Consider the following 15,264-nt stretch of genomic DNA (forward strand, 5'->3'; position numbering starts at 1 on the left):
AATTTGATCTATTTTGGTTTTGCCTTTTTTATAAATACAAATAAAGGGGCAGTTACAATGAAGTATGAGACATTAGCAAAAGACATCATCAGAAATGTCGGCGGCAGAGAAAATGTAAACAGTCTAACTCATTGTATTACACGCTTGCGCTTCAAACTAAAAGATGAAAATAAGGCCAATACTGATGCTCTGAAAAATATGGATGGTGTCGTCACGGTGGTAAAAAGCGGCGGGCAATATCAAGTGGTGATCGGAAATCATGTGCCTGAGGTTTATGCAGATGTTGCCGCGATAGGTGGTTTCCAGGCAGGTGATTCAGAAGAAGCATCAGGGGAAAAAGTGAGTTTGTTTAATAGATTTATTGATACCATTTCAGGTGTATTTACACCCACGCTTGGCGTCTTGAGTGCCACGGGTATGATTAAGGGCTTCACGGCCTTGTTTGTAGCTTTAGGTTGGCTGACCGTAACATCGGGCACTTATCAAATTCTCAATGCTTTAGGAGATTGCTTGTTCTACTTCTTCCCAGTTTTTCTGGGGTATACGTCGGCTAAAAAGTTCAATGCCAACATTTTCATAGGTATGGCGATCGGGGCGTCACTTGTTTATCCAACCTTTAGCACAATAACAGCCTCGGGTAAACCGCTATACACGCTATTTAGCGGCACTATATTTGAGTCACCGGTATATATCACCTTCTTAGGTATTCCGGTCATTCTGATGAGCTATGCATCAACTGTACTTCCGATTATCGTATCCACCTATGTCGGCTCAAAAATAGAAAATTTCTTTAAAAAGGTCATCCCTAGCGTAGTAAGAACTTTCTTGGTTCCGTTTTTCACCTTATTAGTTATTGTTCCTTTAGCGCTGATTGTGATTGGACCGCTTTCGACTTGGGCAGGTCAACTGCTGGGCGCAGCCACTCTCTTTGTGTATAACTTAAGCCCGATTATTGAAGGTATTATCATGGGTGCTTTCTGGCAGGTATTTGTTATTTTCGGATTACACTGGGGTCTTGTTCCTATCGCTATGAACAACCTGGCGGTGCTCAAATTCGATCCGATCCTTGCTGCTACGCTGGGGGCCTCCTTTGCACAGACAGGTGTCGTACTGGCGATTTTGTTCAAAACCAAAAATGTAAAGCTGAGATCCCTCTCCATTCCAGCTGTCATCTCCGGGATTTTTGGTGTAACAGAACCCGCGATTTACGGGATTACATTACCACGTAAGAAACCATTTATTTTAAGCTGTATAGCGTCTGCAGTAGGTGGCGGTATTATAGGCATGATGGGAACGAAAGGGTATATCATTGGCGGCTTAGGCATTTTCGCGATTCCGAGCTATATCAGTCCGTCAGGAATAGACAGCGGATTTTATGGGGCTGTTATCGGTATCTTGGTCAGTTTCGTATTAGGCTTCTTGCTTATGTTCTTTGGCGGATTTAAAGATGATGAGGTGAAAGAAACAAAAAAAGAAGCCAGTACAGCAATTGCAGCAAAAGGAGGAGAAGTATTAGTAAGGCAGGAGACGGTGATCAGTCCGTTAATGGGTGACATAAAACCGTTATCTGAGGTAACAGATGAAGCCTTTTCGACAGGTGCTCTGGGTAAAGGGATTGCCATCGAGCCTTCCGAAGGCAAGGTCGTTTCACCTGTAGATGGTGTACTAACCTCCTTATTTTCGTCGGGCCATGCGATCGGGATTACCAGTGATCAGGGCGTGGAAATTCTCATCCATGTAGGTAAGGATACAGTCAAATTAAAAGGTAAACATTTTTATCCCAAAGTAAAACAAGGGGAAGCCGTCCAAAAGGGACAATTACTCATGGAGTTTGATCTGGAGGCTATCAAAGAGGCTGGTTATGTTCTGACTACTCCTGTAATTGTTGCCAACACGGCTAGTTACTTGGATGTTATTGAAACGGAGAAGAAGACGATTGGTTATAAAGAGGATTTATTGACGGTCATGGTCTAAGCTACCTATATTTTAGGAGGAATGAACAATGAACAATAATATAATCAAGGAGTTTCCACAAGGATTTTTATGGGGAGGGGCCACGGCTGCTAACCAATTTGAAGGTGGGTATAACGTGAATGGTAAGGGACTAAGCACTGCTGATGTAATAACAGCTGGAACGCATACCATTTCCCGAAGAATTACGCCTGTATTGGAAGAAGGCATGAACTATCCAAGTCACGAGGCTATTGATTTCTATCATCATTATAAAGAGGACATCCGATTATTTGCTGAAATGGGGTTTAAGGTTTTTAGAATGTCGATTGCTTGGTCCAGAATATTTCCTAATGGAGATGATATCGAGCCGAATGAGCAAGGCTTGCAGTTCTATGATCGTGTGTTCGCAGAATTAAAAAAGTACAACATTGAGCCGTTGGTTACGATCTCACATTATGAAGCACCGTTTCATTTAACCCAAAAATATAACGGCTGGTCCGATCGCAGAGTCATCGATTTTTATGTAAGATATTGTGAAGTTCTTTTTAACCGATACAAGGATGTCGTAAAATACTGGCTCACCTTTAATGAGATTAATATCTTAACCTTGTCTTTCGGAGCGTTTATGGCTGGGGCGATGATGCCAGAGGGAAATGGAGAGCTTGCCCATGCTACAGTGAAGGATGAGCAGGTGCTGTATCAAGCATTGCACCATCAATTTGTAGCCAGTGCAAAGGCAGTAAAGCTGGGGCATGAGATTAATAAGGATTTTAAAATTGGCTGTATGATTGCTTACATGTGTTCATATCCACTTACCTGTAACCCTGATGATGTTTTGCTGGCTCAACAAAAGGATAACTTGAGTAATTTCCTATGCTCAGATGTTCAAGTAAGAGGTGCTTATCCCGGATATGCCAAACGATATTTTAAAGAACATAACATCCAAATTACGATGCAGGACAATGATGAGGATGTCTTAAAAGAAGGTGGCGTAGATTTCTATACCTTCAGTTATTATTCATCTACTTGTGTCAGTGCAGACCCCAATCAGGAGAAGGTGGGTGGGAATTTATCCATGGGATTAAAGAATCCTTATTTAAAAGCAAGTGCCTGGGACTGGCAAATCGATCCGCAGGGATTGAGATGGTCGCTCAATAACATTTATAACCGATATGAAATTCCGTTAATGGTTGTGGAGAATGGTCTGGGCGCTGTGGATACCGTAGAAGCAGACGGCTCCATTCAGGATGATTATCGAATTGATTATCTGAAGCGACACATTGAGCAAATGAAAGAAGCCATTGCTGATGGAGTAGATTTAATCGGTTATACTCCTTGGGGATGTATTGATCTGGTTAGTGCAGGAACCGGTGAAATGAAAAAACGCTATGGATTCATATATGTGGATAAGGATAATGAAGGGAAAGGGACACTTTCCAGATCCAGAAAGAAGAGCTTCTATTGGTATAAGAACGTGATCGAAACCAATGGAGAACAGTTGGATTAAGCCTTAGTGTGTGTCTTCAAAAAGTTATACAGTCAGCGCGTACCTATCCCATAGGTATGCGCTGTTTGGATTTAAAACGACTTCCCTTCAGGAAACTACGGTGGTTGTATACAATTTAGGGGATCAACATAGTCAATCGTATGTTAAATTCACTAAACACATGGGGTGAAAATGTCGAAATAAAGGGTAGGGTGGATAACAAAATATAAGGAAGTGGATACATATTATGAATCAAGTAGAAGCTGTTTTGTCTGCCATGCCGTTTATTAGAGAAGCTGCACGACATGATGTTTTAATATCTGTAATGGATAAAGAAAAATTTCTATTCTTTCAGTCGGGGAAAAGTTTAGTCTATGACTTCAAGGCAGGCGACCCTCTTCCTGATGTACACAAGAACTTCAAAATGCTAGTAGGCGGAGAAAAGACCCGAGTTCGCTATGATGCCGAAGTTTTCGGGTTTGCTGCTGATTCTTACTTTCATCCGATAAAGAATGAACAAAATGAGATTGAGGCAGTAATGTGCATCACCTATAGTATGGATAATCAGGATCAACTGAAGAAGCTGATGAGCCAAGCAGAGGATGTTACAAGCAAGCTAGTGGAAGGGATTCAGCATGTAGCAGCCCATTCGGAGGAGCTTAGTGCGACGGCCGAGGAAATTTTAAGCAATACGAAAAAGGCGGTTGAGGACTCTGGTAATGTGACTGAGGTGGCTGGCTACATCAAGGAAATTTCAGAGCAGACAAACTTGCTTGGTCTAAATGCAGCCATTGAAGCTGCTCGGGTGGGTGAGGCAGGAGCAGGATTTGGGGTTGTTGCCGCAGAAATCCGCAAGATGTCTACGGGGACCAAGGAAGCCACTGGTCGAATCGAGCAATCCTTGCAAGCTGTCAGACAATCGGTTTATAGTATGGAACAAGAGATTACGCAGATTACTGTATCTTCCCAGGAGCAGGCCAAGCTTGTGTCGGAGTTTATGAATATTATTGATCAATTAAATGATACCAACCAAGGCTTGAGAGATTTAATAGAGAAAATCACGAATGATGTGGATGTAAAATAAAGATTGGAAGAAGTCTCGGTCTGTGAATTGTGCATTCCGCCATGGAAATGTAGATCACTGGCCGGGACTTTTTTTAGTTTATTAAATCATTTGGAGTGGATAAAGGTATGAATTTGAATGGGTTGAATGAACAGAGTTACACAGAACTAGAGGATTATTGGGTGCGTGTATTTCTAAATTTAGTACAAGATCAGGATAAAGAGAACTGGGTGATTCCTTATTACAACACATCCTTTTCTAATGGTCAGAAAATCATGGATATGAACCCCATTTTCTCAGCTAAATCAAAAATAAGTCATAAATCCATCAGAATCATTTATGAAACGGATCATGAAGAGGATGACGTTCACTATTGGTTAGATACGAATGGGAAAAACGAATTAGTTATTATTTGTTCCTTCTCACAGCAACAGGTGCACAAGGTAAAGGGGATCATTGAACGTTGGATTTATGAATGAGATCCTTTATCCATAATCAAATCTTTTCCGATATAATAGGGAAGAGAAGCCATAGAACAGATACTACCTCAGAGAGGTGATTTACAATGACCGTTGATATTCTCCGACGTAATAATATAAAAGTGTTGGGTACAGGCAGCCAGACGATTGTATTTGCTCACGGCTTTGGATGCGATCAGGATATGTGGCGTTATATCGTCCCTAGCTTTATCGACAACTACCAAATCGTCTTATTTGATTATGTTGGTTCCGGAGATTCTCAAATAAAATACTATGATCCCCAAAAATACAGTGACTTGCAAGGATATGCCCAAGATGTGCTGGATATTATGGAAGCGTTAGAACTAAGAAATACCATATTCGTCGGACACTCTGTTAGCAGCATGATCGGAATGCTCGCATCCATTCGTAGCCCCCAATATTTTGAACGCATTGTCATGCTCGGTCCTTCTCCTCGGTATGTGAATGACCTGCCCTCTTATTATGGAGGCTTCGATAAGAGTGATATTGATGAATTGCTGGATATGATGCAAATGAATTTTATTGGCTGGGCTAGTTACATGGCGCCCATTGCTATGCAGAATCCCGAGCGAGGGGACTTAACCGAAGAATTGGAAAAAGCATTTTGCTCCAGAGATCCTCATATTGCACGGCAATTCGCAGAGGTTACATTTTTTTCAGACTGCCGTGTCGATCTTCAGCATGCTTCGGTTCCTACGCTTATTCTCCAGTGCTCAGATGATAGTATTGCTCCGATTGAGGTAGGGGACTATTTACATGCTCATCTCAGAAATAGCAGGCTTCAACAGATGAGAGCAAAGGGACACTATCCTCATTTAAGCCAACCAGGAGAAACGAGCAATTTAATCAAAGAATATTTAGCCAGTGTGTAATATCGAAAGAAAGGCAGTCATGCAATGGATATTCAATTAGATAAGGCTCCCTGTGGATACTTTTCAATTTCAGATGCTGGGATCATTCAATCGGTGAATCAAACTTTATTGGATATGCTTCATTACGATCGTAATGAATTGCTTGGAGGAACGATTGAATCCACAATGTCTGTTACGAACAAGCTATTTTTTCATACTTATTTTTATCCCTATATCCAGTTGTACGGGCGTGTCGATGAGATGTACTTTTCGTTTCGGACAAGTGATCGACAGGATGTGCCTGTACTTCTAAATGGGGTTCGCCAGGTGCGCAATGGAGAAGCTGTTATTGATTGTGTAGTGCTGATGATGCGTAAGCGAATTGAACATGAGAAAGATATACTACAGACCAAAACCAAGCTTCAGGAATTATATCAGGCGACGAATGAAGCAAACCAGAAGCTTGAACGGTTGCACGAAGAATATGAAATCAAACAGCAGGAATTAGTGAGGATCAATCTCCAGCTAGAAACGATGGCATCAACCGACCCGTTAACCGGGCTTAGAAATCGAAGATATTTTCAAGATCAGTTACTAGCTGGTCTATCCTCTTTTCAAGAGACTGGAGTCCCTTTCTCGCTGCTGATCATTGATATTGATCGTTTCAAAAGCATTAACGACACTTATGGTCATCCAGTGGGTGACCTGGTACTCACTAATCTGGCTGAATTACTACGATCCATGTCACGAGAAATGGACATTGTCGCTCGTTATGGTGGCGAGGAGTTTGTCATTATTCTTCCAGGCAACGATCAAGAGGAGGCCATTCGTACAGCAGAAAGATATCGCTCCACGACGGCTTCAAGGGATTGGGGAGAATACAGCATTACTGTGAGTATTGGTGTGGCAACGGTGACGCAAGCGGATACGGAACAATCGATAGTTCATCAAGCAGATTTGGCTTTGTATGCTTCCAAGAGTGGCGGGAGAAACAGGGTCACCCATTCAGCGAGTCTTGTAAAGGGATAGGCAGAGGGATCCATTGCTTCCTTGATTCGGGATTCGTCTGGTCAAACGGTTCAAATTCAGCTAATATTAATGATAATGGTTCTCATTTGAATCATCAGAATGAAAACATTTGAGGTGTACGCTTGTGAATTCAAATTCATTATCATTAATATATCAGCATTATTTAGAAAAAACTCCGTTTAGAAAACAAGACGAGCATACGTATATGATATTACCGGAAGCAGGCAATGGACATATCTACCGAGTTACAACTTACAGCGGAATCGAGATCGTGTATTCGCATATTCAATATCACGAGCCGTATCCGACGAGCTTTGCTTCCAAAGGACAAATGATTGAGCTTCAGTTTGCACTTTCGGGTCAACGTCATGTAAATATAGCTGGGTTGGACTATACCCTCCCGATGGGAGAGGGGGCTCTTATTTTTTTACAGGATTTTAAAGCACATTTCCATCCTCCGGTTAACGAGCAATACCAATCGTTTGCCATTGGCATTCCGGTTTCCATGTTTAATTATGCAGCTTCGCAGTTGGAGGCTCGTCGGCAAGTTGCTATTGAATTTAGTCAAATTCTGAAGGGGGCTGCATTCCATCATCTTCGTTTTGAACTGGATCACAGAAGTATAGTGATGATTGAACATTTGATCAAAGACTTGAAAAGTGTGCATAGATCGCCTTTATTAATGGAAGCATCGGCACTAGAGATTTTGAATAGGTTTATGATTCAATTATTTGATTTAACCCCCATGCCCGAAGGCTTATCTAAAGAGGATGTCAGAAAGTTGCATATGGCTCGGCAAATCCTTGAATCCAGCATGATTGATCCTCCTTCACTGATTGCATTATCCCAAAAAGTTGGATTAAACGATTTTAAATTAAAAAAAGGGTTTAAGGCGTGTTTTGGAACGACTGTATTTGAATATTTGCGCCAAATTCGTCTCGATTATGCGATGAAGCTGCTTCGAAGTCAGAAAAGCAATGTGACAGAAGCTGCGATGGCTGTAGGGTACAGCAATGTGAGTGCATTTTCCGAGCAGTTTTTCCGGGAATACGGAGTGAAGCCATCGTCCTTGAAGAAAGTATTTTAAATTTCTTTTGTGACTATTCTATAAAATATCAAGTAAATAAAAAGGCTGAGAACCCTATATATATAGGATTCCAGCCTTTTTATTTGATGCTTATTTTACGAAAGTTTCTGTACCCTCAGAATTGATGGTTGAAGTATGGGTACGGGAGGCTTCTTCAATATTTTTGAAAGCCCAGTAATCTGCTGGTACATCCTTCCAAGTAGCCTGAGTCGCTCCTTCAAGAGGGCCGCGTTTTAAAATCGTGTTCAAAATTGTAACGGTTTCTACGCGTGTTATATACCGATTGGGTTGGAAGCTGTTATCGTCATAACCTGTAATCCATCCTGCATTAGCTAGGGCTACAATAGAATCTTTTGCCCAATGCTTTTCGATATCGGTATAAGGAGATGCAGCGGTTTGCGTTCCTTTAAGCTGCTTCCAGGATGCGAGTATTGCTGCCATTTCTGCACGGGTAATGGGTTGCTCTGGTCGAAATGTTCCATCTGCATATCCATTCATGAGATGCTGTGCCGTGAGTACTATAATCGAATCTTTTGCCCAGTACGTGTTAGGTACATCTTTGTAAGTCGTTGTATTTTCTTTTGTCTCCAGCTTCATAATTCTAGCCATCATCGCGGCGGTTTCAGCTCGTGTAATCGACTGATCCGGTCGGAATGTACCATCCTGATAACCCGTTATATATTTTTCATGCACCACCTCAGATTGCTCTACTGGCGTGATTTCCGGAGTGGGTAAATCTGTCGTTAAAACTGATGGTGATGAAGGTGTGGTTGTTTCGTTGGAAGAAATAGTCTCACTGCTATCTGTATGATCCTTCTTATCTTTTTTACTGCTACTGCTGCTGTCGTTAGTAGCATCGGTTCCGCCCGTATTTCCAGAAGCCCCAGTGTTTGTATCTCCATTTACCACCTGTATATACGCTTCAGATGTACTCGGAGCAAATCGAGCATCCCCACTGTATATAGCAGTGATCGCGTGGCTTCCTACACTTAAGTCACTTGTAGTGTAGTATCCATTGGCATAGCCGTTCGAAATGCCCACTGGCTCCATCGTTAGCGTATCTAACTTATTCGTACCATCCATAAGGATGACGGTTCCGGTTAAATCGCCCGATGTTTGTGGGTTAGAAGTTGTCCTCACGCTAAACCTTACCTCTTGACCTTGATTAGACGGGTTTAGCGAACTCATTACTGTAGTTACTGTAGGTCTCAGTGAAGGTGTAGGTGCAGGTGCAGATGCAGATGCATTTACGACCTGAATGTATGGCTCAGATGTACTGGGGGCAAATCGAGCGTCCCCACTATATATAGCGGTCATCAGGTGACTTCCTACACTTAAATTGCTTGTAGTATAGGTTGCAGTGGCATAACCGTTCGCAATGCCATTGGGCCTCATCGCCAGCGTATCTAATATATTCGAACCATCCATAAGGATAACGGTGCCGGTTAAATCTTTTGTAATTTGTGGGGTTGAGATGGTTTTGATGCTAAACGTTACGGATTGACCTTGTGTAGAAGGATTTGTCCAACTCGTTACCGTGGTTTCAGTAGCATACACAGCATCCGTTACACTAGGTACTGGTGAAGGTTTTGCATACACAGCACTCTCGGAAAAACTCCATGTCCATGTCCCAAATAAGACGATAACAGCAAGATAGGTTAAACAAAAAGACTTGATTTTACTCATAAGTTTCCTCCATAAATTTCCGGTGTCACGATGAGCTTGTTAAGATCCTTCATGATGACTAGCCTACTAATATGATTTTCTTACACTACCGAATTACTATACTAAATGCCTCTGAACCAATTCTGAACCAAATCGACTAAAACAGTGTCCAATACAAATAGTTAGAAGAGGGTCACCATTTGCAAGCCTTTTCAACAATTCCTCAAAGCAAATGCAAAAAGGGCCAACCAGAAAGTACTGGTTGACCCTAGAATACGCAGATGGTTGAGCGTGATGTTCTGAAAGACTTATTCCACTAATATTTAAATTTGACTGTTAGATCCTGTAACTTCTGTGACATATCCGACAAGGTCGTTGCAAGGCTGGTGATCTGCTGCATCGAAGCTAGCTGCTCTTCTGCAGACGCCGCAATATTCTGCGAGTTGTCCGATGCTTGGAGCGCCAGATTGGATACGTTCTCTCCGCTTGCCGAAATTTCCTGAACACTTGCAGTTATTTGCTGCGTGATGCTCGTGAGCTCTTCCGTTTGCTGTGCGATATGATTGGTGGACGCCACAATTTTGTTAAACTGCTGCTCCGTCTCATTGGCAATTTTAATACCGGAATCGACATCCTGTTTTACGCGCTCCATGGTCTGAAGCGAATGCTCCATATCTTTGCGCATATTCTGAATCAACTCGGAAATCTGCCCAGAAGATTGGTTCGATTGTTCGGCGAGCTTTCTCACCTCTGAAGCAACTACGGAGAATCCGCGACCTTCTTCGCCTGCACGGGCAGCCTCAATCGAAGCATTTAAGGCAAGCAGATTGGTCTGCTGTGCGATATCCGTAATGGCATGCAGCATCGTGTCGATCTGTTGAGTGCGTTCATCCAACATCCTCATAACCGCATCTGTTTCATTGACGGACTGATTAATCAGGTCCATTTGCTTCACCGTATGTTGTACAGCAGTACCGCCAACGCTCGCCATTTCCATCGCGTCTGCAGATGATTCAGCAATGGTCAAGGAGCTGTCTGTGATCCGCTGCATACCTATTGAAATTTCCTCAAGCGAGCTGGTTGTCTTCTGGAGCATCAACTGCTGCTCCTTTGCACCTGCCGCCGATTCCTGAATTGCGACGGTGATATGCTCGGTTGCTTGCCCCGTGTGTTCTGCTCCAAGGGTCAATTCTTTTGAGGAAGCAGCGACCTGCTTGGTGGACAGGTTTACCTCACCGATCAGAAATCGAATATTTTTAATCATATGATTGAAGTCCTGTGCAAGCTCGCCGATCTCATCTTTTGAATGAATTTTGACTTCTTCGACCGTTAAATCACCGTCCGCAACTGCGTTAAGCCGCTTTGCAATCATGATGATAGGCTTCGTAAAACGTCCCGAAACAAAGCCTACGATAACTGCTCCCAGAATAACCGCAACAGCCGTAATAATCAGGACAATATAAAGGACTTTGGTCGCTCCGCTGTTAAATTCGTTAAAATATGCTCCAGAACCGATGATCCATCCCCAATAAGGATCCTTTTCAACATACGAGATTTTCGTCTCTACTTGATCTGTACCAGGTAAAGCCCATTTATAAGTGACGAATCCCCCGCCGTTTGTGCCGGCTTCTACAAACTCTTTTCCCACATGCACACCGTCTTCCGACACGGCATTTATTAAATTCTGGCCTTCATTTGATGGGTTCATCACTGAAACGGCATCTTGGTTGACTGCCCACGGATAACCTGTTTTACCTACAGTATATTTAATCTTTATCGGTCTTTTGTTATTAGCATCTTTTACACCGAGCAGCTCGATGCGTAGTTTTTCCTGTGCTTCCTCCAATGTTAAATTACCGGCTTCGACTTGCCCATTGAGGAAACTAATCATACCAATTACCATTTGCACACTATTCTTAAGTGCCACTTTGCCTGATTCATTCATTTCATTCTTGGAAACAACATAAGAACTGCTTCCAATCACGAAAGTAGGTACAATTAAAATAATCAAGCACATTATGGTTAACTTCGCCCTTAACGATCTCACCTTCATGATTGATCCTATCTTTGTTTTCACTGCGATTTCCCCCTTAGAGATCGATATACAGACTCAACCCACAACTGCGTTTTGCTACTAAGGTAAAAAGACTGTACATCATATATCGTAAAAACTCGTCAGGAAATTAAGCTCTTTCAGCATGGCTGCTGTTTTACAGGCTAAATTAAATCCGTTTAACCGCAAATTTATCCGTCTATAGGCAGTAGCTTTCTGGTATGCTCCGTATACTTCTGCATAGAGAGAATCTATAACAGAGGAGTGTGCGAGGATGAATAGAATAAAAGGCAGCATCTTTTTCAGTGTATTTGTGGCTATGCTAGGGCTCATGCTCATTGCTCCAATTATGCCGCCCCTTATTCGTGAATTAGGATTAAGAGAAAGTCATTCTGGTTTAATTATATCGCTGGGTTCTATTACGATGGCCTTAATGGCTCCAGTATGGGGTAATCTGAGTGATGCAAAGGGACGCAAGCCTGTAATTCTGTTTGGTTTCATAGGGATGTGTGTAAGCTGTCTGTTATTTACACTTACTCTTTTTGCAGGATTAAAGGGTTGGCTTAGTGGGGGGCTGCTGTTAGTCTTGCTGATTGTTACGCGCGGCTTAATAGGTGGTTTTATCCCGGCAGTGTTGTCATCGTCCCAAGCTTATATGGGGGATGTAACGGAAGGAGAAGAACGCGGGAGTGGGATGGCTATTATTAGTGCGGCGAATGGGCTTGGTCTGGTATTTGGTCCCGCGATTGCAGGTGCCTTTACTCTAATAGGCCTGTTATGGCCCTTATATTTTGGAATTGTCATTGCCGCTATAGCATTCTTGGTGTCTCTGCTGGCGATTCCGGCTGCCAAGCCCGTTATTCAGCAGAAACCTGCCCGAATTAACCCTCTCCAGCCAGGTCTAAGAATGTATTTGTTTGTAGGCTTGGTTACGATGATTAGTATTGTGACTATTCAGGTTATAGGTGGTTTTTATTTTCAAGATCAGTTAGGTCTTACATCCGAAGAAACAGCAAGAGTCGTTTCCTTTGGACTTATGTTTTCCGGAGCAGCGATGCTGATTGTGCAGATCATTCAGATGAAATGGCTGAAATGGCAGCCTAAGTCGATGATTTTGCTAGGTGCTCTATTCCTGATTGCTGGGATGGCATTATTTCTGATTTCAACCAGCCTGGTCGTTTACTATGCAGCGTTTTTTATGTTTGGTATAGGTACGGGCTTGCTGATGCCCGGATTTATGGCTGGTGCTTCGCTTGCGGTCAGTCAAGAACAGCAAGGGGGAGCTGCGGGGCTGGTAGCAGCGGTACAGGGAATTTCCGCGATCATTGCCCCTATTTTGACGACCACCCTGTATCGAGTGGACAAATATTTTCCCTTTATGCTTATAGCAATCTTGGTAGCTGTGATGGCTGTTATGATGCTGGGAGTTAGAAAAAGAAACGGGAACAGTGAGCCTGTGCCTCACAAGGTAAGATAAATAAAAGAGTGGTTAGATGAATCGATAGGCTTCCGGCGTATACTTACCGGAAGCCTATATCTATTATAATAAGTTATAAGAATTTCAGGAAAATCAGAAGGAAGTGAAGAACTCATGGAAATCCAGCGAAAATGGGTGGCATTAAACAAAAAATACAGCCTGTATGCACCCAGTCCCGAGGCTGTCCAAGCCATGTACCAATTGAAGGAAGAGCTTGAGGGCTTAGACAGTGAGCAGGCTGCCAGAATTTTGACAGAGTTGTATCTTCACCTGCATCAATACGAGAAGGCGCTAGAAATTTTTATGTCCGTTATGAACCGGAAAAATAAAGCGGATTTGAAGAAACAGTGGAGTATTCAAGGGATGATTGATAGCCCGATTCGACCGTCGGTGATTAAGCCTCTAATCAAAGCAGCCAAGCGCAAAAAGTCTTCTGATTTGCCAGTGTTTACCTATCATCAAGACCCTGTACGCACACAGGTCTTTAGATCGGGCTTTTTAAAAACGTGTTCCTGTTGTGGACGACAGATCGATATCTGGTATGCGGGTCCCTTTTATACAGCATTATCTTATGAGGCGATCTGTCCTTGGTGTATTGCGAATGGTAGCGCTGCGAGCAAGCTACAGGGAACATTTCATGACCCTGCTTGCTGTGCACAACTGGAGGAACCAAAGCTGGATGAGCTACTGCATCGGACTCCCGGCTATGAGGCATGGCAGGCGGCCACGTGGCTGGATCACTGCGATGACTACTGTGTTTTTATCGATTTTGTTGGCTGGAAGGAGCTTGTCAGTAGAGGAATAGAAAATGACGTCAATCTGATGTTTATGCCTATTTTGGCTTTGTATCATGAAGAAGAGGCTAAGAGTCGAATACGGGAAAGTATGGAACGTGACGGATCGTTCCGGGGGTATTTATTTCAGTGCAGACATTGCAAGGAGTACCTCTTATATGCGGACTACGACTGAACGTAAGTGAATTTCCTGGGGTGAATGAGAAGATGAAACCCAATTTAGGGGTGGTTCTAATTAAGGAGGAGTTCATAAAATTGGAGGAATGCAGATGGGTTGGGAGTATGGAATTAAGGTCGCAGATGTTAAGGATATTAAAGCGCTAATGGAACGCTTAGCTGAAGCATTGCCTAGGATTGACGGATATCGGATACAAAGGGATAAGGATGGCTTTGTCCTGCTTCAAGATAATTCTGATTGGCCTGAAGCGCTCCAGATTTCAGTGGAAGAGGCAAGAAATATTGAAGGGTTAGAAGATGATGAACTTTATATCTATTGTCTATTTCATATCGGCGGCAGAGATGCGATGAGGTTGAGGGAAGGAATGTGCAGGGCGCTGGAAGAAGAGAAATGCGCTGCGGATTGGTTCGAGTTGTAACCGGAGAAAGGAGGAGAAGAGATTGAATAAGAAGGGAAAAACAGAGATTCAGACACTGATCTATCGCTATAGCGGTCCACGAGCCAATATTGGGTATACTTTTGAACCGCTGCGTTATGGGGATACTGATGAACCGAAGCTGGAGGAAATGATCTTCATCTACGCAGATGACTTTGATATCGTGCTGTCTGCGCTAAAGTCCAAATATCCACTTGTCGATCCTGATACAGGAGAAACGTATGAGGCCTTTGACCCCTGCTGGGATAATCCGATACAGGAGTCGGTATGGCATGAAATATTAACAGAATTGGATGCTTGGCCTGCCAAGGAGCCGGAATTGCGCATATTCATCGATTCCTTTACAGCTTGGGTCAGAGTGCATCTGAAGCAAGCAGATGGTATTATCGTGACCGGAAATCTGTAGAGGAAGACATTTGCTGGCAGATACAGCAAGCTGATATTGATTGGTCCCCATGTTGTTAGCGGCAGGTTGAAGAATCTCTTTTATCGTTTGCCATAACGAACCGGCCTGCCGGCTATTTGCTCCAAAATGCAAGATGATATGGATACAGGCCGTAATAATATTGCGGCCAAGTCCGTACAGGAACCATTCTTCTTCCTTAGTAATAAGCGGAATAATGGTGACCATTGTTTTCCACGCTTCATCCAATCGTCCTATTTCAATGAGCTTTTCTGCCATCGGCTGCATC

The 15,264-nt window shown here is 43.0% G+C and carries 13 protein-coding genes; 11 read left to right on the forward strand and 2 right to left on the reverse strand.

The window, feature by feature from the left end; genetic code table 11:
- Positions 1–57 precede the first annotated feature (57 nt).
- The 7 genes from ABEW32_RS10565 (at position 58) to ABEW32_RS10595 (ending at position 7,969) form a co-directional block, all read left to right on the forward strand.
- The gene (locus tag ABEW32_RS10565) at positions 58–1,974 is read left to right on the forward strand and encodes a beta-glucoside-specific PTS transporter subunit IIABC (RefSeq protein ID WP_430187625.1); all 1,917 of its coding nucleotides are present in this window, start codon (positions 58–60) and stop codon (positions 1,972–1,974) included.
- Between the two features lie 28 nt (positions 1,975–2,002).
- On the forward strand, positions 2,003–3,460 hold the full coding sequence (locus ABEW32_RS10570) for a glycoside hydrolase family 1 protein (RefSeq protein ID WP_430187371.1): 1,458 nt from the start codon (positions 2,003–2,005) through the stop codon (positions 3,458–3,460).
- 226 nt (positions 3,461–3,686) lie between these two features.
- Positions 3,687–4,523, forward strand: a complete 837-nt coding sequence (locus ABEW32_RS10575; RefSeq protein ID WP_430187373.1) for a methyl-accepting chemotaxis protein — start codon at positions 3,687–3,689, stop codon at positions 4,521–4,523.
- 107 nt (positions 4,524–4,630) lie between these two features.
- A complete protein-coding gene (locus ABEW32_RS10580) occupies positions 4,631–4,981 on the forward strand; it encodes a hypothetical protein (RefSeq protein WP_430187376.1) in 351 nt (116 codons plus the stop codon).
- A gap of 86 nt (positions 4,982–5,067) precedes the next feature.
- Positions 5,068–5,874 carry an alpha/beta fold hydrolase gene (locus ABEW32_RS10585; RefSeq protein ID WP_430187379.1) on the forward strand — a complete coding sequence of 269 codons (807 nt, stop codon included), beginning with the start codon at positions 5,068–5,070 and terminating at the stop codon, positions 5,872–5,874.
- A gap of 24 nt (positions 5,875–5,898) precedes the next feature.
- Positions 5,899–6,882 carry a sensor domain-containing diguanylate cyclase gene (locus ABEW32_RS10590; RefSeq protein WP_430187382.1) on the forward strand — a complete coding sequence of 328 codons (984 nt, stop codon included), beginning with the start codon at positions 5,899–5,901 and terminating at the stop codon, positions 6,880–6,882.
- Positions 6,883–7,006: 124 nt separating this feature from the next.
- Complete coding sequence (locus ABEW32_RS10595) at positions 7,007–7,969, forward strand: helix-turn-helix domain-containing protein (protein WP_430187385.1); 963 nt, start codon at positions 7,007–7,009, stop codon at positions 7,967–7,969.
- A 90-nt stretch (positions 7,970–8,059) separates the two neighbouring features.
- Here ABEW32_RS10595 and ABEW32_RS10600 read toward each other — a convergent pair whose 3' ends face one another.
- Positions 8,060–9,655, reverse strand: coding sequence for an S-layer homology domain-containing protein (locus ABEW32_RS10600; RefSeq protein WP_430187388.1), 1,596 nt, complete (start codon positions 9,653–9,655; stop codon positions 8,060–8,062).
- 295 nt (positions 9,656–9,950) lie between these two features.
- Positions 9,951–11,711 carry a methyl-accepting chemotaxis protein gene (locus ABEW32_RS10605; RefSeq protein WP_430187391.1) on the reverse strand — a complete coding sequence of 587 codons (1,761 nt, stop codon included), beginning with the start codon at positions 11,709–11,711 and terminating at the stop codon, positions 9,951–9,953.
- Between the two features lie 250 nt (positions 11,712–11,961).
- Here ABEW32_RS10605 and ABEW32_RS10610 point away from each other — a divergent pair, with 250 nt between their 5' ends.
- The 4 genes from ABEW32_RS10610 (at position 11,962) to ABEW32_RS10625 (ending at position 14,978) form a co-directional block, all read left to right on the forward strand.
- Complete coding sequence (locus ABEW32_RS10610; protein ID WP_430187394.1) at positions 11,962–13,164, forward strand: MFS transporter; 1,203 nt, start codon at positions 11,962–11,964, stop codon at positions 13,162–13,164.
- A gap of 114 nt (positions 13,165–13,278) precedes the next feature.
- Positions 13,279–14,133 carry a CbrC family protein gene (locus tag ABEW32_RS10615; protein WP_430187397.1) on the forward strand — a complete coding sequence of 285 codons (855 nt, stop codon included), beginning with the start codon at positions 13,279–13,281 and terminating at the stop codon, positions 14,131–14,133.
- 94 nt (positions 14,134–14,227) lie between these two features.
- Positions 14,228–14,554: a hypothetical protein gene (locus tag ABEW32_RS10620; protein WP_430187400.1), complete on the forward strand. Its 327-nt coding sequence runs from the start codon at positions 14,228–14,230 to the stop codon at positions 14,552–14,554.
- A gap of 22 nt (positions 14,555–14,576) precedes the next feature.
- A complete protein-coding gene (locus ABEW32_RS10625; protein WP_430187403.1) occupies positions 14,577–14,978 on the forward strand; it encodes a hypothetical protein in 402 nt (133 codons plus the stop codon).
- Positions 14,979–15,264: the final 286 nt, after the last annotated feature.

This window comes from Paenibacillus jamilae, from assembly GCF_050482105.1.
Taxonomy (GTDB): Bacteria; Bacillota; Bacilli; order Paenibacillales; family Paenibacillaceae; genus Paenibacillus; species Paenibacillus jamilae_B.

Excerpts from the sequence above, each read along its gene's own strand:
- ABEW32_RS10565 (WP_430187625.1), top strand. The coding sequence starts at position 58 with ATGAAGTATGAGACATTAGCAAAAGACATCATCAGAAATGTCGGCGGC.
- ABEW32_RS10570 (WP_430187371.1), top strand. The coding sequence starts at position 2,003 with ATGAACAATAATATAATCAAGGAGTTTCCACAAGGATTTTTATGGGGA.
- ABEW32_RS10575 (WP_430187373.1), top strand. The coding sequence starts at position 3,687 with ATGAATCAAGTAGAAGCTGTTTTGTCTGCCATGCCGTTTATTAGAGAA.
- ABEW32_RS10580 (WP_430187376.1), top strand. The coding sequence starts at position 4,631 with ATGAATTTGAATGGGTTGAATGAACAGAGTTACACAGAACTAGAGGAT.
- ABEW32_RS10585 (WP_430187379.1), top strand. The coding sequence starts at position 5,068 with ATGACCGTTGATATTCTCCGACGTAATAATATAAAAGTGTTGGGTACA.
- ABEW32_RS10590 (WP_430187382.1), top strand. The coding sequence starts at position 5,899 with ATGGATATTCAATTAGATAAGGCTCCCTGTGGATACTTTTCAATTTCA.
- ABEW32_RS10600 (WP_430187388.1), bottom strand. The coding sequence starts at position 9,655 with ATGAGTAAAATCAAGTCTTTTTGTTTAACCTATCTTGCTGTTATCGTC.
- ABEW32_RS10610 (WP_430187394.1), top strand. The coding sequence starts at position 11,962 with ATGAATAGAATAAAAGGCAGCATCTTTTTCAGTGTATTTGTGGCTATG.
- ABEW32_RS10615 (WP_430187397.1), top strand. The coding sequence starts at position 13,279 with ATGGAAATCCAGCGAAAATGGGTGGCATTAAACAAAAAATACAGCCTG.
- ABEW32_RS10620 (WP_430187400.1), top strand. The coding sequence starts at position 14,228 with ATGGGTTGGGAGTATGGAATTAAGGTCGCAGATGTTAAGGATATTAAA.